11 protein-coding genes are annotated in these 21,799 nt (G+C 67.3%); 3 read left to right on the top strand and 8 right to left on the bottom strand.

The window, feature by feature from the left end:
- Positions 1-94: 94 nt before the first annotated feature.
- Positions 95-1,081: a hypothetical protein gene (locus tag ACIRS1_RS37565; protein WP_402847097.1), complete on the bottom strand. Its 987-nt coding sequence runs from the start codon at positions 1,079-1,081 to the stop codon at positions 95-97.
- Between the two features lie 1,474 nt (positions 1,082-2,555).
- Positions 2,556-3,038 carry a hypothetical protein gene (locus ACIRS1_RS37560; RefSeq protein ID WP_402847095.1) on the bottom strand — a complete coding sequence of 161 codons (483 nt, stop codon included), beginning with the start codon at positions 3,036-3,038 and terminating at the stop codon, positions 2,556-2,558.
- 80 nt (positions 3,039-3,118) lie between these two features.
- Between ACIRS1_RS37560 and ACIRS1_RS37555 the strand changes: the two genes are divergently transcribed.
- From ACIRS1_RS37555 to ACIRS1_RS37545, 3 genes are all read left to right on the top strand, one after another.
- Positions 3,119-4,000, top strand: coding sequence for a hypothetical protein (locus tag ACIRS1_RS37555; protein WP_402847093.1), 882 nt, complete (start codon positions 3,119-3,121; stop codon positions 3,998-4,000).
- Positions 4,001-4,100: 100 nt separating this feature from the next.
- Positions 4,101-5,090, top strand: a complete 990-nt coding sequence (locus ACIRS1_RS37550) for a hypothetical protein (protein WP_402847090.1) — start codon at positions 4,101-4,103, stop codon at positions 5,088-5,090.
- 6 nt (positions 5,091-5,096) lie between these two features.
- A complete protein-coding gene (locus ACIRS1_RS37545) occupies positions 5,097-6,269 on the top strand; it encodes an IS256 family transposase (RefSeq protein ID WP_402847110.1) in 1,173 nt (390 codons plus the stop codon).
- Here the strand turns inward: ACIRS1_RS37545 and ACIRS1_RS37540 are convergent.
- The 6 genes from ACIRS1_RS37540 to ACIRS1_RS37515 all read right to left on the bottom strand — a co-directional run bounded on the left by ACIRS1_RS37540 (position 6,212) and on the right by ACIRS1_RS37515 (position 21,704).
- Entirely contained in the window at positions 6,212-6,658 is a 447-nt protein-coding gene (locus tag ACIRS1_RS37540; protein ID WP_402847107.1) for a hypothetical protein, read from the bottom strand. The genes ACIRS1_RS37545 and ACIRS1_RS37540 overlap by 58 nt on opposite strands.
- A 504-nt stretch (positions 6,659-7,162) precedes the next feature.
- Positions 7,163-7,690: an NUDIX domain-containing protein gene (locus ACIRS1_RS37535; protein ID WP_402847088.1), complete on the bottom strand. Its 528-nt coding sequence runs from the start codon at positions 7,688-7,690 to the stop codon at positions 7,163-7,165.
- Positions 7,691-7,754: 64 nt separating this feature from the next.
- Positions 7,755-8,165: a hypothetical protein gene (locus ACIRS1_RS37530; RefSeq protein ID WP_402847086.1), complete on the bottom strand. Its 411-nt coding sequence runs from the start codon at positions 8,163-8,165 to the stop codon at positions 7,755-7,757.
- A gap of 209 nt (positions 8,166-8,374) precedes the next feature.
- A complete protein-coding gene (locus ACIRS1_RS37525) occupies positions 8,375-9,154 on the bottom strand; it encodes a hypothetical protein (protein WP_402847084.1) in 780 nt (259 codons plus the stop codon).
- Between the two features lie 534 nt (positions 9,155-9,688).
- Entirely contained in the window at positions 9,689-10,291 is a 603-nt protein-coding gene (locus ACIRS1_RS37520) for a hypothetical protein (protein ID WP_402847082.1), read from the bottom strand.
- A 1-nt stretch (position 10,292) separates the two neighbouring features.
- Positions 10,293-21,704 carry a LamG-like jellyroll fold domain-containing protein gene (locus tag ACIRS1_RS37515; protein WP_402847081.1) on the bottom strand — a complete coding sequence of 3,804 codons (11,412 nt, stop codon included), beginning with the start codon at positions 21,702-21,704 and terminating at the stop codon, positions 10,293-10,295.
- Between the last annotated feature and the right edge of the window lie 95 nt (positions 21,705-21,799).

Genomic DNA, 21,799 nt, shown 5'->3' with positions numbered 1-21,799 from the left:
CTCAGGCCACCGAGCGTACGCAAGGATGGCCCGAACCAGCACAGTCTGCCCCAGTCACAGGTTGACGGATCACGGAACGAGAAACTCTGTTCTTCTAAAACTCGTTCAACTTGAAGGCTTTCATAATCTGCACTGCCAAGCGATCGGGAAGCGGGCGCTCATCATATAGCAACCCGTTGATCTGATGCAGAGAAACCTGAGTCTCCCTCACAATGGCAAGAATTATATTATTCTTTTCCTTTGGAGGCTTCCGTAGAATCCAGGCCCGCAGGGCATCCGATTTCTTCAGTGTTTGAGCTTCTCGAATTCGACGATTTGCCCCGTTCTTCAATCCTTCTCGATCCCACCCCGAATGCCCTAGCGAAAGGATCTCAAGCCTTCCAATTTCGCGCTCCACCTTGGGCGCCTCACCTGGATGGGCCATGGCCAATAGCTGAAGCCATTTAGTCACGTCGGCAAAATTATCCACACCGCATGCCTGGAGATAGGAAACCAGCAGCAGAACATTGACCGGCCTCACTCCGGATATGGCCGCAGCAATCGCCGAGTGCGAATACCTGGAGCCCTGAGCGACCTCACGAAGAGAGAGGGACCTGTACTGCCGGAGCGATTCCATGGAGAGTCGAAGGTCAAGAGACGAAGCGGCCCGGTGTGGCGGCGTCACACTCCCGGTTCGCTGCCAGCGCTTCCAGGTCTTGCCCCACGAGGCTCTGCGCCTGGTCTCCGCAGTGAGATCGTCCGACGGAATAGCAGCATGATTGTTCTTATACCTGACATCCCTGCTCGCCTCCTCCCATCGCCGACGCCACTCCTCAATTTCGCCGCCACATGCCTCGACATAGGCCTTAGTCGTGCGCCATGTCGGAAATCTAATTCCCCCAGCTGCTCCAGATAGCGACGCGACCGATGCATCACACATCTGCGACATCTCAGACAGCGTGAAATTCCCCGCATTCTGACGCAGGGCGCGCAGGGCCGCGGCAAACTCAACAACTTTTGGATCCGCCCCGTCAGACGGCAAAGGAACTGTCGGCCTACCCACTTCTCTCCCCAGGGAAGCAAAGACTGCGGGGCTCCTCATGAATGGAGCCCCGCGTCATCCGACGGCTAGGCCAAGCGGCGGCGCAAGTCGGCCGCAAGGAGGCCGGCTGCTGCAGCCGCCTGAATGGCCGCAGCGATCGTCCAGCCCTTGAGTAGGAGCGCCAGGATGAAGACGATCAGCAGGAGAGCAGAGATCGGCGCGGCTTCGCGCCGAGGAACAGTTCGCCTCTTGCGAGACATATGCACCTCTTGAATCTTTGGAGCAGCACTGTGCTGCAGGTTGATCCGGACCGTGCCTAAGCAGCTGGGCGGTTGGCGCCATCCAGCGGCAGCATCATCGTCCCCGACTCGCCGACAGCCTGTCCATTCGCACTGTACAGAAGGTGAAAAACCAGAAGGCGGTTATTCACAATCTGGACACAGCACCCGGAGGTCCGAGCTGAAAAATCCTGATCTCAAGAAAAGGCGCAGGTCAACGCATCGTTTTTCAGTCCTTGTCTCCTGCTGTACACATGACAGGCAGCTCCGCTGCCAGGGCGGGCACCATCTCTGCAATGATGAGGAAGCCGCTTTCTTGCGAGTGGCAGCTTGATCGTTTGGCACCTCAGTCTCTGATCCGGACCGTTGCCTCGCACAAGCACGGGAACACCTGTTGGCGCAGGCTGAACCACGAGGGGCCGATCAACGATCGGTCCCTCTCCGTCTATCCGGCGGTGCACCGCCATACGACCCCTGACGCCAGGGCGATGCCGAGGGCACCTCGTACCGTCGCTGCGAGTGGCGTCCAGCCACTCGCTAACGTGGCTGACCATGCCAACATGCTCGCGCTTCGCGAAATCAACGGGGCTGCCTTGCCGCAGAGACGCAGCGGAATGGCCCGGACCCTACGACGGCCTCCCTCCCGCAGTCGTGGCCTGCCATGCCCACATGACCCAGAGAGAATGGACAGCCTGCCTAGAGGCTCGCAAACGCCAAGCCGCGGAGCGGCAGGCACGCTGGGCAGCGCAGAGAACTGAACGCGAGGCTTCGGACGAAGCATCCGCTCCTCGACCGTTCCAACCAGTACGGCAGCCCTGCATAAACCAATGCGTCTCGCAGGAACAAGCGTGGGGTCGCGACTCAGACAGCGCGTCGTGCCTGTGCGCCCACTGCGATGGCTACGTCTGCCTGTCATGTGGCACCACTGAAGTCCACGGCCTCCTCGAGTTCTGCGCCCCCTGCTCTGCCCGAGAGGAGCTCTGCTACAATGAGTACTTGGACAGCCACCGGTGGGATAACCCCCCGGAGGACTGGATTCCACCAAGAGATGAGCTGTCCCACCTGGTCAACAAACTCGTCGCCATGACCGGGAGGACGCATCGCGAAGTCAACGGGCGGATCAACCGGGCAGCGGGCGTGACCACGCGGTCAGGGGCAGACGACCAGGTGCTATATCGCGCAGTTGACGCTGCGCGCGTCTGGCTTCACCAAATCGCCAGATCAGCTGCTCCACCACCAGCACGCTGAATGTGCCATCAGCCCACGCGCCGCAGACCGCCGTCGGCGCCGAAGACGTCATCGAAGTAATGCGCTTGGCGGGTGCTCACCAGGCAGTAGGAGCCGCCGGGGTGCTGATGCCCGTAGCCGCTGTAGGACGCGACCTCCGCCGGTGTCAGGACCCTGAGGTCACCGAAGACGTAGTACAGCGGGACGGAAACGGCGATGGCCGTGAACTGCAGGCCCGCCAACAAGCTCTTGCGGGAGATGGAGAAACGGTGGGAGTCCGAACTGCCCAGCGAGGTCTTGGCGTCGAGGCACACCACCTGTGCGCCACGCGCGGCGATCATGTCGGGCAGCTGCCGCAGCGGCGAGTCCGTCAGGCGCAGCGCGGCCTGGACCGCCGGCGGATAGGTGCCCTGGCCGAACGGATGGACCGTCCAGCCACGGCGCTCGAGTTCGTGCATGACGTGCTGTTCGTGCTGGTCACCGATCGCCTTGCGGTGGGTCCAGTCGGCCACGCGGCCCTCCCCTTCAACACGCGCCCGTAGCACCAAAACCAGTGCTTCCGTACTACGAGGCTACCCGCTAAGCTGACGCCATGTCGGCATACGTTGACCCACGTTTTCGTCCCACGCTCTGGCCCGGAACCGTCATCCCCGCGCCACCTCTGGAACCGTTCACCGGAGTATGGGTCGAAGAAGACTGGATCCTGTGGAAGCCCGGGCCCAGGCGAGGTCAGCAGCCGGTCGAGCTTCCCGAGGACTTCTACCTGCGCGAACTCATGGACCTCTCGGCCGACAACCTCGAAGGGATCGCCGAGGTCTTCAGCACCTACGGGGCACTGTTCCACCTAGCCAATGACGACCTCGACCTGCGCAGCCACTCAGAAGAAGAGCTCGAGAAGATCCGAGCCATCCCCGAGGCCGGCTTCGACGACCAGCCCTACCCCTTCGGCGTCCACCGCGAACAGGTCCGACTGCACTTGGAAACCGCCCAGGCCGCCATCACAACCTGGCTGGCCTGCCAGTACGAGGGAGGCCTCGAGGAACTCGTTGAACCAGAAGTCACCGACGAGACCTTGGCCAGCATCCGGGCCCAGAACACACACAAGGACGAGGTGTGGCCGCCGTCTCTCGACTACCTGCGCCACCTGCTCATCGAACTACGCGTGAAGGAGCTGAAGACCGTCCTGGGCGCAGCCCTGGGCCGCTTCAGCATTGGCATCGGAGGCCTGGCCGACCGTTACCCCACCGTCCACTCCGTCGCGTTCCTCCAGCTGTACAACCACCTCGCCGAAGGCGCCACAGTACGCACCTGCGCCAACGACAACTGCGGCCGAGACTTCGTCCGCCAACGCGGCCGCGCCGAATACGGCCAACACCGCACCACCGGCGTCAAATACTGCTCCCGCGAATGCGCCCGCGCCCAAGCCCAACGCGACCTCCGACGCCGACGCCGCACCGCCAGCCCCACCTCTTGACTGGAGGGCGACTGACCAAACCACCGCCGGCATCGCCGAACAGGTCCGCCGCGCCCGGGGGCCGACCCTCAACCACAACTGACAGGCAGATGATCGCCCCGTGATTCACAGACTGACTGAGGAACCCCTCCCCCGTGCGCAGTGGCTTCGAGAGGAAAGCTGGAGCGCCATCGCCGACGCCTACGACCGGCTCAGGCGGGCAGCCGACGGCAATGACCGCCCACTGCTCGTCGGCTCCGCCAAGGAACTGGTCGAGTCCGTTGCCCGGGTAACGCTCGCCGCAGCGGGAAAGCCCAGCGGAGACAACGCGGACTACCTCCAGGTCCTGGCCTCCGCACACAAGACAGTCGAGCATGCCATCGGCCCGGAGCTCGCCGCCAACGACCCGCTACGGCAGATCCCCGAGGCTGCAAAGCGGATGGCGGGCCAGCTGCGCGAACTACGCAACCGCTTCGGCACAGGACACGGACGCGCGGTCGTCCACACCGTCACCGATGAAGTGGCCGAGGCATCCGTCCACGGGGCACTGATCTGGACGCGATGGGCACTGGCCAGGCTGCATATCGTGCTCTTGGGGGCAGTACAGCCCCTCATCTCCGGCCTCCTCGAGGGCGAGAGCTTCTACAGCGGCGACCTCACACAGCGGCTGACCGCCGCAAACATCACCAAACTCGACGAACCGGAGCAACGCGCACTCGGGCTCGCGGTCGGACAGCGAGCAGCCAGAGCAACCTTCAACGTCCGTATCGAGGGAATCGAAGCAGTCTCCAAGAACCCCAACCTATGGCCGGACCCCTACCGCGAAGCCGCCCTCCAAGGACTCTTCATCAACCCCGACGGCCAGGTATTCACCGACCCGGATCACAGCGCAACCGGCGCAGCCGTCCTCCTTAAAGATCACACCGCGCCGGACCTCGCGGTCAACGAACTCCGCACACTCCTCGCGGACTCCTCCTGGTCAGTGGAGTTCCAGTACCGCCCCCAAGCAACGATCACCTCCATGGAAGCCACCACACCCCAAATCCCCGCGACCGCACAGCAGAACTGGCAAGCAACGATCAACGACTTGAAACAGCGCGCCGGCCTCTGACAAGCCCTGACCTCAAGAAGACAAACAGAGCTCTCATCACAACTGCAAGAAACCCCAACGCTTCTCAGGCCATCCATAACTTCTCAATCAAACACTCAACCACGCAGGCCAACGCCCCCGACACCCAGCCGTGCCAGCGCCGACGAAACCGGCTCCCGCCCCCACCAGACCAACTCCCGCCCCAGAGTTCTCAACCAACCACCAAACCCACAAGCCACCGACAAGGCCAACCAGCGAACCACTGACCCACCAGCGGTCATTATGGAGGCCTACGTCCACGGCGTCTCCACCCGCTCCGTCGACGACCTGGTCAAGGCCCTCGGCGCGGACACCGGCATCTCCAAAAGCGAGGTCTCCAGGATCTGCCAGGACCTCGACGGCCAGCTGACCGCCTTCCGCGGCCGGCCCCTGGATCACGTCCGCTTCCCCTACGTCTACCTGGACGCGACCTACTGCAAGGCGAGGGTCGAGCACCAGATCGTCTCCCGCGCCGTGGTCGTGGCCACCGGTATCACCAAGGACGGCGGCCGCGAGGTGCTCGGGGTCATGGTCGGCGACAGCGAGACCGAGCTTTTCTGGACCGAGTTCCTGCGCTCCCTACGCGAACGCGGACTCGCGGGGGTCCGGCTCGTGATCGGTGACCACCACCTCGGCCTAGTCAAGGCCATCCGCAAGGTCATGCTCGGGTCCGCCTACCAGCGCTGCAGGGTCCACTTCCTGCGCAATGTGTTCAGCGTGATCAACAAGGAAGCCGGCGGGATGGTCGCCGCGACGATCCGCACCATCTTCGCCCAGCCCACCGCCGACGCGGTCCGCACCCAGCTCGACACCGTCGCGGACATGCTCGGCACCCAGTTCCCGAAGGTCAAGGCGATGCTGCTGGAAGCGAAGGGCGACCTGACCGCCTTCGCTGCCTTCCCGGAACGACATTGGAAGAAGATCCAGTCCACCAACCCGCTGGAACGGATCAACCGCGAGATCAAGCGGCGGACCGACGTCGTCCAGGTCTTCCCGAACGACGACGCGCTCCTGAGGCTGGTCACCGCCGTGCTCTTCGAGCTCCACGACGAGTGGATCGCCTTCCCCCGCCGCTACCTGCCCGAAGGCAGCATGGACCAGCTCTACCCGGCCAAGCTCCCCCAACGCGCCCCCGCCCTACCCAAGACGCCCACCGACTGATCGCCTACACCACCAAGCGGGACACGACCCGACTGAGGAATGTCGATACCGATGGCGGTGACTTCCGAGCCTGCCCCGTCAGGGGTTCGGTCCCCGAGCATCCGCACGTCGTGCGGGGTGGAGCTGTCGATGAGGGCGAGGTCGCCGACACCGAACGTCTCCGCCTGGTCCCGTCCGCGCCTGAGCCCTTGGCTCCCGGAGGTAAGCAGGGTCAGGTAGTACAGCTCCTGATCCGAACACCGGATCATCTGCTCGGTACGCCGGAACCGCGCCGACGGGAACGACGACCCCATCAGCACAACGGGCCCCAGCTCCGCACACCGCAAATCCGCCTCGAAGCTGTCCGCGTGAGCAGTGGTCGTCTCACACTCCTGCGACTTCGCCAGCATGTCCCGCCAGCGCTCAAAACGGTCCTTCGCAGACAAACCCTTGTCCCACGGTTCTCCCCGGCCCCCCACCGACAACTCCACTCTCCCCGGAAACCACCCCCGCCGGACCCGGCAGGGCTTCCCCCGACAACATCATCGACCACCCGCCCGCCAAGTACACATCCGAAGGAGGCTTTCCCGGAACCAAGTCCCACCTCGCATGAGATGCGGGAGGTCGCCGCACACGAGGATTCGCACAGAAGCTTCCTTCGCACCGCCATTCGTTCACGGTGGAGCCCCTACGGTCGAGGAAGTGGGTCAGCCGGTGACGTCTCAGCGTGGCCGGTGGGCGCGTCCAACAGGGCGCTCTGGTGGTCGGTCAGCTTGCCGTCGGTGCGGGCCTTGTCCTGCTTGCGCAGCCACGCACCGGGGCGGAACGCCGGGTCGTCGCCGAGGCCGGTGCGGTTCGCCGGGCCGGCGGTGGATCCGCGGCCAACGAACCGACCGCGGCCCTCGTTCGGGAGGTCAGCGCCACTGGTAGGACGCGCCGGTCATCGCCGGGAGCAGCAACGGCCCGCCGGTCGCAGTGGGGTCGGGCCGGACGGCCTGGCCGAGGACGGCGCCGACGTCCGGGTACAGGTCGAGGGCGGCCGCGTCGGCCACCGGCAGCCACACCACCGGGGCCTGGCCGGGGTCGTCCTGCTCGACCGCCGCGACGGCCTGCACCAGGTGGGCGGGCAGGTGGGCGGGCAGGACCAGGTGCCGACGCCGGAACGGCTCCACCTCACCCGGCCGCTCGGTCTCCTGGTCCTGGACGAAGCGCAGCACCGGCGGCGCCGGCAGCACCGCCAGGTCGAGGCCGAGCTCCTCGAGCAGCTCCCGGCGCAGCGCCTCGGCCGGTTCCTCGCCGTCCTCGTTCTCGACCACGCCGCCGGGCAGCGAGTGCTGGAGGCCGGCAGCCCGCTGGCGGTGGATCAGGCAGACGCGGCCGTCGTGGACCAGCACCGCGCACACCCGCACCCGGACCGGCCTGGCCACCGTGCCGGCGGTCACCGCTGGGCCCAGGCCGGGCAAGCGGGCTCGTGCCAGGTGGTGCGGACGACCACCCCGCCCGGGGTCAGGTGCTCGCTTGACCAGATCCGGCAGCACGCGCCGCCGCCCGGCCGGGACGGGGCCGGCGGCCACCCGGCGCGGACCGGGAAGGCGGGCGCGGACACGGTGGACGTGGCCGGGCGGCCTCCCGCGCCTTCCGGTCGGCGTCGGCCTGGCGGCAGCCGGCGTACAGCCCGTCGTCGTTCCAGCCCTGTTCCTTCTCCTCCCACCGCTCGTTGGAGAACGGCGCCGAGCTGCGGCGGCAGGCCGGACGGAGCCGCTCCCGCTCCGCCGCCTCCCGCGCCCGGCGGGCCCGATCCGCCTCCGCCCGCTCGACGGCCAGCAGCTCGTCGCCATCCGGGTTGTCGAGCGCGTCGGTGAGGACGTGCCAGCCGCGGCGGCCGAAGCTGCTCGGGCGGACGGTCAGGTCGATCAACGCGCGCCGCGCCCGCCTCGGTCTTCGCCTGCTTCATGCTGCGCTGGTAGATCCCGAACAGCAGCTGGGCGGCGACCAAGTCGGGCAGGCCGCGACGGCGGCACGCTGGAGGAGCGTGGCGGGGGGTGTTCACGGCCTTCAGCGCGGCCTCCGACGTCCAGTAGGGTGCCGCGCCCTTCACGGAGGATCGAGCCGGGCAGGGCGCTCCGTTAGGCAGGAACCTTGTTGATGACGGCCTCGGTCAGCGGCGAGAGCTGCTTCGCCAATTTGTCGAGGTCTGTGGTCCGACCATCGAACCACTGGGCCATACCGACGAGCATGCCATGCCCATGGGCCGCGAAGCCCTGCACGAGGCCACTATCGGCCGGCAACTGGCGCAGGCCCGAGTCCTTGGGCGGAGTCTGGACGGCGACCTCGTATGCGTCGGGGTGGGAGCCAAGAAGGGTCACCATGTGTGCGATGTCGCCCCGGTCCTTCATGTTGAACAGCGCCAGGTTGTACTGGTTGCCCTCGGCATCCCTGTACAGTGCCAGGTCGATGCCGAGACAGCCGTGGCCCTGTGTGATCAACCCAGCGAGGGTCGGCGCCACGGTGTCCGGGCCAGTACAGTTCGGGTTCACCACGTCCGCCACCAGTGTGTACCCCTGCACCTGCGCCGGGAAGACGGACAGCGGGATCGCCGAGATCGCAGTGTCGGATGCCGCTGCCTGGACATCGTTGGGCGGCGTCGCCGCGTGCGGCGTGGGAGCGGACGTTGTCGTCGCAGCCGACGCAGGCGCGGCGGTCGGTGTCGGGTCTGACGGCCGAAGCATGTACGCCACCGCGCCTGCGGCTACCAGCAGAGCAGTGGCCACTGGAAGCAGCCGACGCCGCGAGCGTCGTCGCACCGGCTGCCGCGCCCGTTCGGAGGCGCTCGGCTCCCGCACCGCCTTGTTCTTCTCAAACTCCCTGACGAACTCTTCCCACAGGTCGTCACCGGATTCACGCATAGTCACAGGCTCAAGACCTTAGTGTTTACCACCACCGCTGGAAAGACTCGCCTGCTGCCGAAACAGATAATCCCGACATGCTGTCAGTCAGCATAGGGAGGCCGACTCGGGGGCGAATCGGCGGTACCTCCTGTCAGATGTTTCCGACTCGAGTGCGAATCGCGACGGAGAGGTGGTCAGTGAAGCGGGGTGAGAGTCTGGCCAGACTCTCGTCCCGTGCTCCGGCGTCGGCCCTGCAGACCCAAGACCACAGCATCTCCTTGTCGATGCCGAGGTCATGGGCCACGTGACCGACAGGCCAGCCGCTCGACCAACCTTGCGTACGACGCGCCAACAGAGCTGCGGCGCTTCACCTCGGCGGCGGCCCGGGTGCGCCCGGCACCGATCCGTGCCGGCCGAAAGCGAGCACCAGCACCCCGTCGGCCCCGGCACGAACAGCAGCCTCGTCTTCCCCTACATGACCCAACCCACCGTTCCAACAGGCCAGCGTTGCTCAGCCTCTTGCCCCGAGGGTCATGTCACCACACGAATCGGCTAATCCCAGGGATCGGCCCCCGTCTCATACGCGGCTTCCTCGTCCTTGTCGTGCAGGAAGCGCGGGTTCACCACGTCCTGGAGCGAGTCGTCACTGATCGGCCACGGCTGCCACTCGTTGCGCAGAAGCTTGAGCAGGAACTCGGCCATACCGCACGGGTACACCGACCACTCGAGATTACCGCGGGAGTACACCGCAACCGGCCATCGGTCCGGGTCCGGATCCGTCGTGATCCAGCACAAGGTGTCGGCCGCGGCTGTTCCTCCCCAGATGAGCAGGTCCTCCAGCTGGTGCCGGCCCTTCTCCGCGGGAGCCCACTGGTTCACCGACTCGTCCGCGAGCGCTTCCTCGGAAAGCCTCGAGACCGTGCTTCCCTTCTGCTCGTCCGCCGAGACAGCAGGGATGCAGATGCCGACCATCTGCGCGATCGTGCCGCTACCGAAGGCTGCGACGAAGGCCCGGTAGTCGGCCGGGAAGGAGGTTGCGTAGACCTTCTCCGCCGCGCTCCAGTCGACAGTGTCCCCACAGGTGGGCCCGATACACGACAGTGCTTCTCCGATGCCCGCCATGGCGGCGATTGCGACGGACTGGTCGTCACTCACGTTACGGCTCCCATCGGGTCGGGGCGTCCTCGCCCATGTTGTGCCATTGTCCATCCTTCCGGCTGTACATCTCGTTGGGTACATCCTCATCGAACAGGTTCATCGTGCCGATACCCGGCTTGTACAGGATTGCCTCCATGTGGAAGTCAGTCGGAACGATCCTGGTTCCGTCGTACTTCGGAGTCACCTTGTAGTGGACTACCGCATCGTGGTCCGTGTCCAGGAGCTTCTTCACTCGGCTCTCGTAGAAGGCCATGTTCGATACTCGGTGTGGTGGCCCGTCCATGGCCGTGGAGTTCGCTGTGCGGGAGCACGTGGCGAGGTTCTCGTAGTTCGTCCCGTCCCCACCGAGCGAATTGGCCAGCAGGTGGCAGTTGTTGCGCCACTTCCAAGCCGGACCGTTTCCGAGCGCGGATGCGTAGCCCGCTGCCCACAAATACCCGGGTGGGGTCACCGCCTTTTCGCCGTACGTCTCCTTGGACGACTTGGTCCCGCTTCCTGGGTTGGTATCGATGAAGTCCTTGGTGAGGCAGGCCTCCGCGCCTTGGGCGCGACCGGACCGGTCGACCGGCAGGTACGTGCGCCACCCGCCGCTGAAGGCTCGGCAGTCACCCGATTCATCGTCCGGCGCGGGCGCGGGCCTACGCGGCGTCGGTGCAGGAGCTGGCTCGGGGAACAGCTCTTCCGCAAGGTCGAACAGGGCGTCGCTGGCGGCGACGACGCCGGAGCCGACGGTGGTGGCGGCGCCGACGATAGCCGGGATGCCGTCGACGACCACCGTTCCGACTACCGCGGTACCGACGGCCACGATGGTGTCGGTGAAGAAGTCGATCGGGTCGGGATTGGCGTGCGGGCGGTCGTTGTCGTTGATCGGGCGGGTGTCTGTCGGCGGCTTGGGCCTGGGCAGGGTGGGGCCGGGAGCCGTGGGCGGGCTGGGACGACGTCGGGGCGGGCCCGACTTGGGGCGCCCTCCACCGCTCGAACCACCTCCACGAACGATCGGCCTGAGCTCACTGGTCGACGTGATTCCCCGGTGGAGTTCGCTGGTCGATGTCAGCGCGGGAGCCGACCTGAAACCGGATCCGCCGCAGTCAGTCGTCCACCAGTACTTGTCGCAGTTGACCTGCGACCTGACGGAAGTGGGCTCATCGGAGAAGCCACCGCTGAAATCCTCATCTATATGGCTGCCCTTGATCAGTTCACACTCGAGTACCCGGCCGATCCAAGGGAGGGTTACACCGCCGTGGCAGACGGTCTCGTGCCCTGACGGGTCAGTCGAGTCGACCGGGTCGCCGTTTCCGTAGGTGAACCGGTTCCCCTGGATGGACGGGGTGGCACCCAGTTGCCAGGAGTCACGCGAGGCGAAGGTAGCGCTGCCCGGGCGGTACCAGCGTGCGGCCATGTTGACGTCGCCCGACGCAGGGTCTGTCCAGCCGCTCTGGTAACCGAGCGAGTTGCTCGCGCCCGCTGCCGCCGTGGGCTTACCGAACGGGTCATAGGCGGTGGAACTGGCAACTCCCTTGGTGGCCGGGTCAATGGTGGCTACCACGTCTGTGTGCTGGTCGCTGATCACCAGGCGCGGGTTGGACGCCACGCCCGCAGAGGCCGTGCTGAGGAGTCTGCCGCCGGACGTGCGGGTGTAGGTCGCGGTGCCGTCCGTGACCACGTTGTTGGAGCCGCCGTCGTAGGTGAACGTGGTGTTTCCGACCTGGGCGACGCGGTCGGTCGAGTCGTAGGTGTACATGGAGGGCCCGTCCTTGACCATCCGGTCGAAGCCGTCGAACTGGGCGGCCTTGGGCTGTGAGCCTTGGGCGGTGCTGCCGGTGAGGGTGCCGCGGGCTGCGTAGGTGTACGTCGTGGTGCCGTCGTTCAGCAGCTCGTTGCGCTCGTCGAAGCTGGAGGTGACGCCGCCGGCGGAGGTCCGGTTGCCGGCCGCGTCCCAGGTGTACGCGGTGACAGTGGTGCCGTTGTTCCAGTTGGTGAGGCGCCCGGCCAGGTCGTAGCCGTACTGGTTGCCGGCGGCACCGGCGGTGCCGGTGGTGGTCTTCGAGGTGATCCGGCTGTTGAGGTCGTAGCCGTAGCCGATAGAGGCGACCGTGGCCCCGGCCGGGTTCTTGACGGTGTCGTCGCGCAGCCGGCCGAGGCTGTCGTAGCCGTAGCTGCGGGTGCCACCGCCGGTGCCGTAGCGCTCGGTGGTGAGGCGGCCGGCTGTGTCGTAGTCGTAGCTAACCGTGGCGCCGGTCAGCGGGTCGGTGGCGCTGGTGACCTGACCGGCCGTGTTGTAGCCGAAGGCGGTGGTGCCCGCCGCGTCGGTGCGGGCGGTCATCCGGCTGTCGCCGTTGTAGGTGTAGCTGCTGGCGCCGCCGGGGCCGGCAGCGGTGAGCAGTTGGCCGCGGTCGTTGTAGGTGTAGGTGTCCGGGGTGGTGCCGGGGGTGCCGACGGATATCAGGTGGCCGGCGGCGTCGTAGCCGAGGGTGCGGTCCGGGGTCGCCACCTCGGCGCCGGTGGCGCTCTCCTGGGTCAGGTTGCCCGCGCCGTCGTAGCTGCGGCGGCGGACCACGCCACCCGGTTCGGTCAGCGTGACGGCTCGTCCGGCCGCGTCGTAGCTGGTGGTGAACAGGCCTTCGGCGGCGCTCGGGTGGGCGGTGGTCGGCGGTTCGACCGTCGACTCGGGGAGCCCGAGGGAGTTGTAGGTGTAGTAGACCCGGACGTTCTTCCCGTTGGTCCAGCGGGTCTTGCGCCCGCTGGCGTCGTAGCCGGCCGATGTGGTGATCGTCTGCCCGGCTGCGACCGGTTCGACCTGCTGGACCGGCAGGCCAGCCGGGTTGTAGCTGAACTGCCGCGAGTGCGCGGCGGTGTCGGCGCTGCTCGCCACCTTGTCGGTGGCGCTGATGACGTTCCCCTCCGGGTCGTACGTGGCGTACTGGGTGGCCACGGAGGCCCCCGCGGTGTCCAGATCGGTCGTGCTCACTGTCCGCCCGAGCCGGTCGTAGCCGGTGACGGTCGCGGTCCCGTCGGCCCTGGTCACCCTGCTGGTCCGGCCGAGCCCGTCGTAGGCCGAGCGGACGGCGATCCCGGCCGGGTCGGTGGCGCTGAGCACCTGGCCGACGGCGTTGTAGTTCGCCTTGCTGACGGCGCCGCCCGGCAGGGTGGAGCTGAGCTGGCTGCCCGCGTCGTCCCAGGTGAAGGTGGAGGTATAGGCGGCCGCGGTGGGGTAGCGCTCCACCTGGGTGCTGGTGATGCGCCTTCCGAGGTCGTCGTAGGTGGACTGGCTGACCGCGCCTGTCGGGCCGGTGCTGGAGAGCAGTTCGCCGTCGAGGTCGTAGGACTTCGTGACGGTCGGTGCGGTGGCACCTCCGCTCGCAGGGAGGGTGATCTGCACCATGTTGCCGAATTGGTCGTATCGCATGGTGCGGGTCAGTTTGAGACCGGTCGGGTCAAGGACGGTCCTGACGGGCCGGCCGACTACGTCGTACTCGACCGTGGAGGCCGGCGTGACCTTGGTGCCGGACTGCGGGTCGGTGTAGGCCGCACCGGCCACGGCGACCTGGTGTCCGTCCAGGTCGTAGGTGTTGGTGACGGTGTTGCCCAGCGGGTCGACCTGGGAGGTCACCTGGCCGTAGGTGTCGTAGCCGGTCCGGCTGATCGGCCGGATCTGCTGCGGCTTGCTTCCGTGGCTGGTCGGGTCGTACGACTCCGCGCTGAACAGCGGGCCGGTGGTGACGGTGGGCCGGCCGGCCTCGTCGTACCCGACGCTGCTGGTGTACGCGGAGGAGTCGGCGCCGGCCGCGTTGCCGTTCGGACTGGTGGTGCTGGTGCGTAGGCCGCGGCTGTTGTAGCCGTACGCCACCACCGAGTCCGCGGGCTGGTTGCGGGCGGTCTGCTTGAGCACGTTACCGGTGACGTCGTAGGCGTAGTCGGTCTGGGCCGAGCTCGCGTCCGCGCCGCCGGTGCTGGCCACGCTGGTCGGGCGGTTGGCCACGTCGTAGGTGTACGTGGTGGTGCGGTTGAGGCCGCCGGGGTCGACGCTCGTCCGGGTGACCCGGCCAGCCGCGTCGTAGGCGGTGGCGGTGGTGGTCTTGCCGCCGCCCGTGACCTGCTGGGTGAGGTGGCCCGCGTCGTCGTAGGTGTTCTGTTGGAGCACCACGTTGCGCAAGGTGCCGTCGGTGTTGTGGTAGCCGTCGAGGTCGACCTCGGCGACGGTGTTGTCGTCGTTGTAGTAGGTGTGGGTGGTGCGCCCCATAGCGTCGGTGGCGGTGGCGGGGCGGCCGGCCGGGTCGTAGCTGCGTGAGTCGACGACCTGCCGGCGCGGCGTGGTCGGGGTGGCGCTGCTGCCGGTGTAGTTGGTCACGGCGGTCTGCTGCAGCTGTCCCATCGGCGAGTGGCTGTAGCTGTAGGTGGTGCCCGCCGCGTCGGTCTGGGTGGCGACGTTGCCGTAGCGGTCGTAGGTGAACGAGGTCAGGTGGCCGCCGGGGTCCTTCACCTGCTTCACCCGGCTGGTGTCGGGTTCGTAGGTCCAGGTGGTGGTGCGCGACGGGTCGCCACCGGTGGTGTCGGCGACGGTCTGGCTCACCTGGTTGCCGTCGACGTCGTAGGCGGTGGTGGCCTGCCGGGTGTGCTTGGCGCCGGTGACGGCGTCGGTGGTGTATGGGTCGGTGCGGCTGACCTGGTTGCCTTGGCCGTCCCAGGTGAAGTCGGTCTCCAGCATCCGGGGCGCGGAAACGCTGCCGCCCGGGCAGTCGTCGCAGCCGTATGCCTGGCTGATGGTGCGGCCGAGGTTGTCGTAGCCGTAGGTCACCTTCGGCCGTAGTGGGGAGGTGACGGAGGCGACGTCGCCGTTGGGCCGGTAGGTGTAGGTGGTCTGTTGGTCGGTGGGGATCTTGCTCGGGTCCGGGTACGCGGCCGCGTCGAGCAGGCCGGTCTGGGCTCGCACCAGTCCGGCCGGTACGGTTCCGCCGTCCTGGGCCTGGGTGGTGGCGTCGGTGCGCAGGGTGTAGCTGACGCGGCCGTTGGGGAAGTCGGACGTGGCCGGGGCGGTGGTGGAGATCAGCTGGCCGTTGGCGTCGTAGGCGTAGCGGGTGGTGTAGGTGGTGTCGCCCGGGCCCGAGGACCGGGCGTCGCTGGAGGTCAGGATCTTGTCGTTGGCCGGGTTGAAGGGGTCGCCGGTGTCGAGGTAGTACGTGGCGTAGCTGGTCTGGCAGCTTCCGGCGCCGCGGCAGGTGGTGCGGGAGACGGTGTTGCCGCGGGTGTCGTGCCCGGTGGTGATGGTGTGCCCGTTCGGGTCGGTGACGGCGTAGAGGTACCCGGCGGTGTCGTAGCTGTAGCGGGTGGTGTTGCCGTAGCCGTCGCTGCGGGAGAGCAGGCGGGAGGAGCGGGTGTCGTACTGGTAGGTCAGGTTGTAGCCGGTCGGGTCGGTGACGACGGCGGTGGTAACGGGTGTGGCGGTGCCGCCGTCGCCCATGGACTTGTAGTGGGTGGTGACGGTGTCCGCGTCGAGTCGGGTGCTGTAGTACGAGACTTCGGCGATGTTGCCGTTGAAGTGGTCGGCGCCGCCCCCGGGCCAGCCCCATCCGGTGGTGGTGCCGGCTCCGATGTAGACGTACGGGGTTCCGTTGAAGGTGATCTTGCGTCCGCTGGTGTCGGAGGCGCTGGCGCGGCCGTCGATGTAGATGGTCTGGCCGCTGTCGTCGGCGGCGAGGGCCACCTGGTGCCACTTGCCGTCGTTGACCGTCCGGTCGGAGGTCATGACGGCGCCCGAGCCCATCCAGAACTCGCCGTGGATGCGGCCGTCGGAACCGACGTACAGCGCCGGGTTCCAGCTGTTCCCCAGCGGGCCGCCCACCGGGAAGTCCTGGTAGCTGTAGAGCGGTCCGCCGCTGGTGGTCTTGAACCACAGCTCGATGCTGGCTGGACCGCGGACGGGGGCGGCGTCGGGCGGGAGCTGGATTTGCGAGGTGGTGCCGTTGAAGACGGCCGACCTCTGGTTGGGGTCGTTGGAGGGGCCGTTGCCGTTCAGTAGGACGTCGGTCAGGTTGCCGGTGTTGACGTCGGGGCGAGCGTCGCCGAGTTGGCTGGCGGCGTACCAGGAGCCGGACGGGTCGTTGAGGCGCCAGTAGCCTATGGCGCTGTCCTGGATCACCTTGGTGCGGTAGGCGCTCGCGGCGTCCACACCCCCGATCATGGCGGTGGAGGTGGCACGGTTGTAGTGGCCGGAGACCGTGTCCTGGGTGAGCCGGTACCGGTAGGTCGAGAAGTCAGCGATGGCGCCGTTGAAGTAACCGACCTGGTCCGACGGCGGGTTGGGCCAGCCGCCGGTCCACCCGGCGCCGAGGTAGGCGTAAGCCGAACCGTTGTAGGTGATGGGCAGCGCCGTGGTGCTGGTCGCGGTGGGAGCACCGTCCAGGTAGAGGGTCTGGCCGGAGCCGTCGCCGGTCAGAGCGACGTGGTGCCACGCCCCGTCCGTGACGGTGGTGGCCGAGACCAGGGCGTTGTCGGCCGAGCCGGTCCACAGGGCACCGTAGAGCTTCCTGTCGGAGCCGATGTAGAGCGCCGGGTTCCAGTGGTCGGTCGAGCCATTAGTCGGCTTCCCATCGATCGGGAAGGACTGGTGGCTGTACAGCACGCCGGGGGCTGTGGTCTTGAACCAGAGCTCGACGGTGGCCGCACCCCAGTGCTTAGGCGCGGTGTTGGGAGGCAGTTGGACGTACGCGTTGGTGCCGTTGAAGCCGGTGGCCGTGGAAGTGCCGGAGGCCCAGGGGCCGCTCTGGCAGCAGGTGGTGTTGTGGTAGCTGCCCCGGTTCTGCGCCAGTGCCGCGGAGGAGATCAGCTCTGTCGCCTGGTTGCCGGTGGTGTCGTCCATGTGCCAGTAGCCGGTCGGGTGGGCATCGACGACGGCCGCGTCGTACTGGACGGCGCCACTGGTGGTGGCCAGCTGGTAGAGGCTCGAGACGGCCGTGCTGTCCATGCCGTGCGGGAACGCGGTCACGTTCGAGATCTGGCCCTTGAAGTGGCCGGAGTCGTCGCCGGGGGCGGCGGGCCAGCCGAGGGAGACGGCGCCGGCGCCGATGAAGACGTGCTCGACACCGTTGGGGGTGATGGTGCCGTCCAGCGGTCCGGCGCTCTGCGCGCCGTCCACGTAGAGCCGTTGGGAGGTCGGGCTGTCGGCCGAGAGCAGGGCGAAGTGCCACTTGTCGTCGTTCACGGTGGCGGCACTGGCCATGGTGTGGGAGGCATCGCCGGTCCACAGCTGTGCGTGGAGCTTCCCGTCAGTGCCGACGTACAAGGCCGGGTTCCAGTGCAGGCCCCACTGGGTGTGGGGTGCGTTGATGGGGAAGGACTGGTAACTCAGCAGAACGCCGGCGCTGCTGGTCTTGAACCACATCCCGAGCGCTCCCGGGCCGGACTGGGGCGCGTAGGAGGCCGGCAACTCGGCCCAGGAGGTGCTGCCGTTGAAGGAGGCGGATCCGGCGGAACCTGCCATGGGCCCCGCAGACCCGAGGACGACATCTGAGTAGGTGCCGTTGTGGGGGGTCGGCCGCGGTGTGTAGATCTGATTGGCGGCCTGCACGCCGGCGCCGTCGGACAGCCGCCAGTAGTCGGTCGGCCGGGAGCCCATGACCTGGCCCCGGTACTCCTGGGAGGAGCCGGACACGGTCGGATTGTTGAGCTTCCAAGTGCCACCGTTTTCGTCGGTGACCTGGGATGCGCGGTCCTTGGTGGTGTCGTAGGAGATGGCGAGCCGGGTCTTGCCGGAGGGGAGCTTCAGCCCGGAAAGTTCGGGCGAGGGCTGGCTGCCAGCCTGCCACAGGGCCTGGACTGTCGGGGCGCCGAGGGTCCGGTTGTAGAACGCGACGTCGCTGATGCTGCCGGAGAAGTAGCTCGCCCGGCCTGTGAAGTCACTGAACGGGCTGTCCTGCCACCAGGCACTGGTGAATCCGCCGCCGATGGCGCTGGCGCGCTGCCCCGGCGCGAGGACCGGTCCGGCCAGAGTTCCCTGGGCCTGACCGTCGAGGTACAGCGTCTGGGAGACCCCGGATGCCGACAGCATCGCGAAGTGCCACTGGCCGTCGTTGACCGCCTTGGACGACTGCATGGGGATGGAGGAGCCGGCCCAGAACTTGCCGTGAAGCTTTCCGGAGGTCCCGACGTAGAGCGCGGGGGTGTAGTCGCCCGCTGTCGTACCGCTGCCAGGGAAGGTCTCGGTCTGGTAGCTGAACAGCACGCCCGAGCCCGTGGTCTTGAACCAGAGCCCGACCGCCGCGTAGGAAGAGGTGGATAGCTCGGTCTGCGGCAGTGTCACATAGCCCGTGCTTCCGTCGAAGGTCGCCGCTGTCGCGGAGCCCGCCGGCCCGGGAGTGCCCAGGGTCACACCGCCGGCGGAGTAGGTCGCGTTGTCGTTGCCCTGGTTCTCGACCACCTCGCTGGCCGCGGTGCTGCCGGAGGACTCGCCCAGGCGCCAGTACGAGACGGGGGCGGAGTCGAGAACGGCCGAGCGCATGTGCGAACCCGGGGTGTAGGAGTAGCTGCTGCAGGACTGGGCGGTGTTCCCGCCGGTCGCCGGTGCGCAGACCTGGTCCAGCTGGTCGGGGCTATTGGCGTTGTAGGTATAGGTCCAGGTCTGAGAGGTGTTCCAGTCGGTCCCGGTCACGGGGTCGGTGTAGACCCTCGCGACGTGCCGGTTGCTGGCGGTCCACTCGAAGTGCAGGGCTCGGCCCGAGGAGGTGTCCTTCACCGTCGTCAGAACGCTGTTGGTGTAGCTCAGTTCCTGGGTGCGGCCGACCGCGTCGCGTACCAGGGACAGGGCGTAGCCGTCGCCGGAGGCGGCGTGGAACTCGTAGCGGGTGCCGTCCTTGACCATCAGGTCGAAGCCGGTGGCGGCCTTGCTGAGGGACTGGAACTCACCGGGCGGTGGCGTGTACAGGGCGCCCTTGTTCGGGTCGGCGCCGAACCGGGCGGCCCGGCCGCTGGCGGTGGTGAGGACGACGGAGTCGGTGCCATCGTTGTCGGGCTGGACCCTCATGTCGAAGTTGGAGGTCCAGCCGCTGCCGAACAGCGTCGAGGTGCGCGGGTCCAGGGAGTTGTAGGAGCGGTTGACCGTCAGTGCCGGTCCGATGCTCTTGACGTCGGCGTCGGTGGCCGCGGTGGTGTAGTTGCCGACCTTGGCGTCGAAGGGGCGGCCGGCGCCGTCGCCGACGGCACCGCCGAGGTGGGAGGTGATCACCGGCTGCTGGACCTGGGTGGAGAACGAGACCATGCTGGACAGCGGGCTCGCGCCGCTGTGGTCGCCGTCCATGACGTTCCACAGGTAGCTGGTGTTCCAGGCGAGCTTGCCGGGCGGCACGGCCCAGGAGGTGCTGGGCTGCCAGCCTGACTCGGCGACGAGCTGCGGGTCGCCCGACGCAGGGTTGGTGTAGACCTTGAAGTAGTAGTCGACGCCCGTGCCGGGGTAGTTGTCCGGGTCGTGGCCGGTGGCGTAGAGCTGCGGGGTAAGGCTTCCGACCACGGTGTTGTTGGGCGGCGCCAGTGCGTCCAGTTGGGGTGCGGTGTTTGCCCCGGTGACGGTGGTGCAGGTGCCGAAGGGTATCGAGTAGGAGTCGTGCAGGGATGTGGTCCCGCCGACGTACCCGTCCCAGCAGAGGTAGTAGGAGCGTCCGAGCGGCAGCGGCGGGATCACGCCGTTGACGGTCACGGAGTCATAGGTCTTGACCAGTCCGGAGACGCCGGTGAGCGGCGCGTTGAACCACTGCTCGTTCCAGTTCGAGTCGAAGAACCGGGCCTTGACCTGCATGCTCTGCCAGTTCCACCAGTTTGCCGCCATGTTGGTCAGGGTGACCTGCTGGTAGCCGGGGGTGTTGTAGGTCGGCGGCATGTAGCTGTCGGCCGGTGCGTAGGTCGCGGCCCAGTCGCTGTAGACGATCGACAGGTAGGGCGGGTAGGCGCTGTTGGCGCTGGAGAACTTCTTCCAGTCGTAGGAGTTCGTGGTGCTGGCCGTCAGCGCGAGGCCGTAGTTGGCGCCGCCGCGGGCCCAGCTCTCGACCAGCTGTACGCCCGGGTCGTTGTGGCTGCGGCCCAGATCGATGCTCTCCCACATCGCTCCGCCGCACGTGTCGCCGGCGGAGAAGTTGGCGGTTCCCAGTTGCTGGCCGATCGACACACCAGGGTAGGTGTTGATCGTCGCGGGGTTCCACGAGCTGGTGATCTGGTTCACGTAGACCGGGTGCGGCGAGCACTCGTAGGAGTGGGTGTTGTTCAGGTTGAGGGTTACCGCGTGCAGGTAGTCGTTCGACAACACGTTGGCCACACCGGGGAAGTACAGGTAGCTATTAATCTTCGAGGCGCCGCCGTCGGAGGTGCCGATCCGCAGCAACGGGTCGGTGGAGAAGTTCGCCTTCTGGTCGGAGCGGACGAAGGTCGACTGTCCGACGCCGATGGACAGGGTCGACGGGTCCACAGTGACCGGGTAGACGCGCTTGGCGTCGTGCAGCCAGGCCGCGTCCAGGTCCATCTGCAGAGCGGGCACGCCGTTCTGGTCCATCACACGGTAGGTGACACCGTCGCTGCCCACGCCGTCGCCGGAGGCCGGGTCGATCTTCGAGTCCATCATCGAGCCGCGCGGAATCGTGAGCCGCACGGCGCCGGAGGCGTCCTTGAACTGGACCTCGCCAGCCGAGCCGATCGCCGGGGTCAGCCCGGTGGTGTTCAGCGGGAAGACCCAGTTGGTCGGGGCGCTCGCATCGTGCAGGACCAGGGATTCCTTGATGCCCTGGGCGAGGCCGTTGTAGACGACGTCGCTCGCAGGGCGCGCGAGCGGATACGTCAGGGTGTCGCCCTGGACGACGCCGCGCACTGGGGCCGCACCCTGCAGGCCGTAGGAAACCGTGTGCTCCGCATCCAGGGTCCAGCTCACGACCGAGGGGTCGTCGGCCTTGACCGCGAAGCTGGCCTGCTGGCTGTTGGCCTGCTCGGCCCAACGGCCGGCGCGGTCCAGCGAGAAGTTGGTGTTGATGTCGTCCCAGCTGCCGTCGGCCTTCTTGTAGTGCACAGGCCGGGGGTACACGCGCAGGGTCTTGGTGCCGTCCGGGTTCTGGTAGACCGACGTGCTGTCGGTCTGGGCACCGGCGACCTCCGTCCCCTCGACGGGCAGACCCGGGGATCCTGAACTGGTGTTGGCGTCGTTGCGTGCTTGAAGGTCCTTCGCCGAGGGGGACGTAGACGTAGCGCCGCGGGTCTTCGTCCCCTTGACGTCCTGCGCCGCGGCCGCCTTCGGCTGCACCGCATTGCCGGGCTGGGGGCTGCCGGGCTTGGCATCCCCAGGGTGGTGTTCCAGGGACGGCGGCGGGGTGACGGCCCCACCCTTCACCGGGGCCTTGGGCCGCCCGTCGCCAGAAGGGTGCGTGGTGGTGTCGCCTGCCACCGTCTTGGTCTCGGGCAGTTCACCCGGACCCGGCCGGTGCGCGGACTCCCCGGGAGCACCGCCGTCCTTCCTGCTCTGTGAGGACGGCACCGTGT

The sequence above is a fragment of the Kitasatospora sp. NPDC101176 genome, from assembly GCF_044768035.1.
Classification (GTDB): Bacteria; Actinomycetota; Actinomycetes; order Streptomycetales; family Streptomycetaceae; genus Kitasatospora.
Note: the sequence above shows the minus strand (reverse complement) of the source record. Positions and strands in the feature narration are given on the sequence as shown.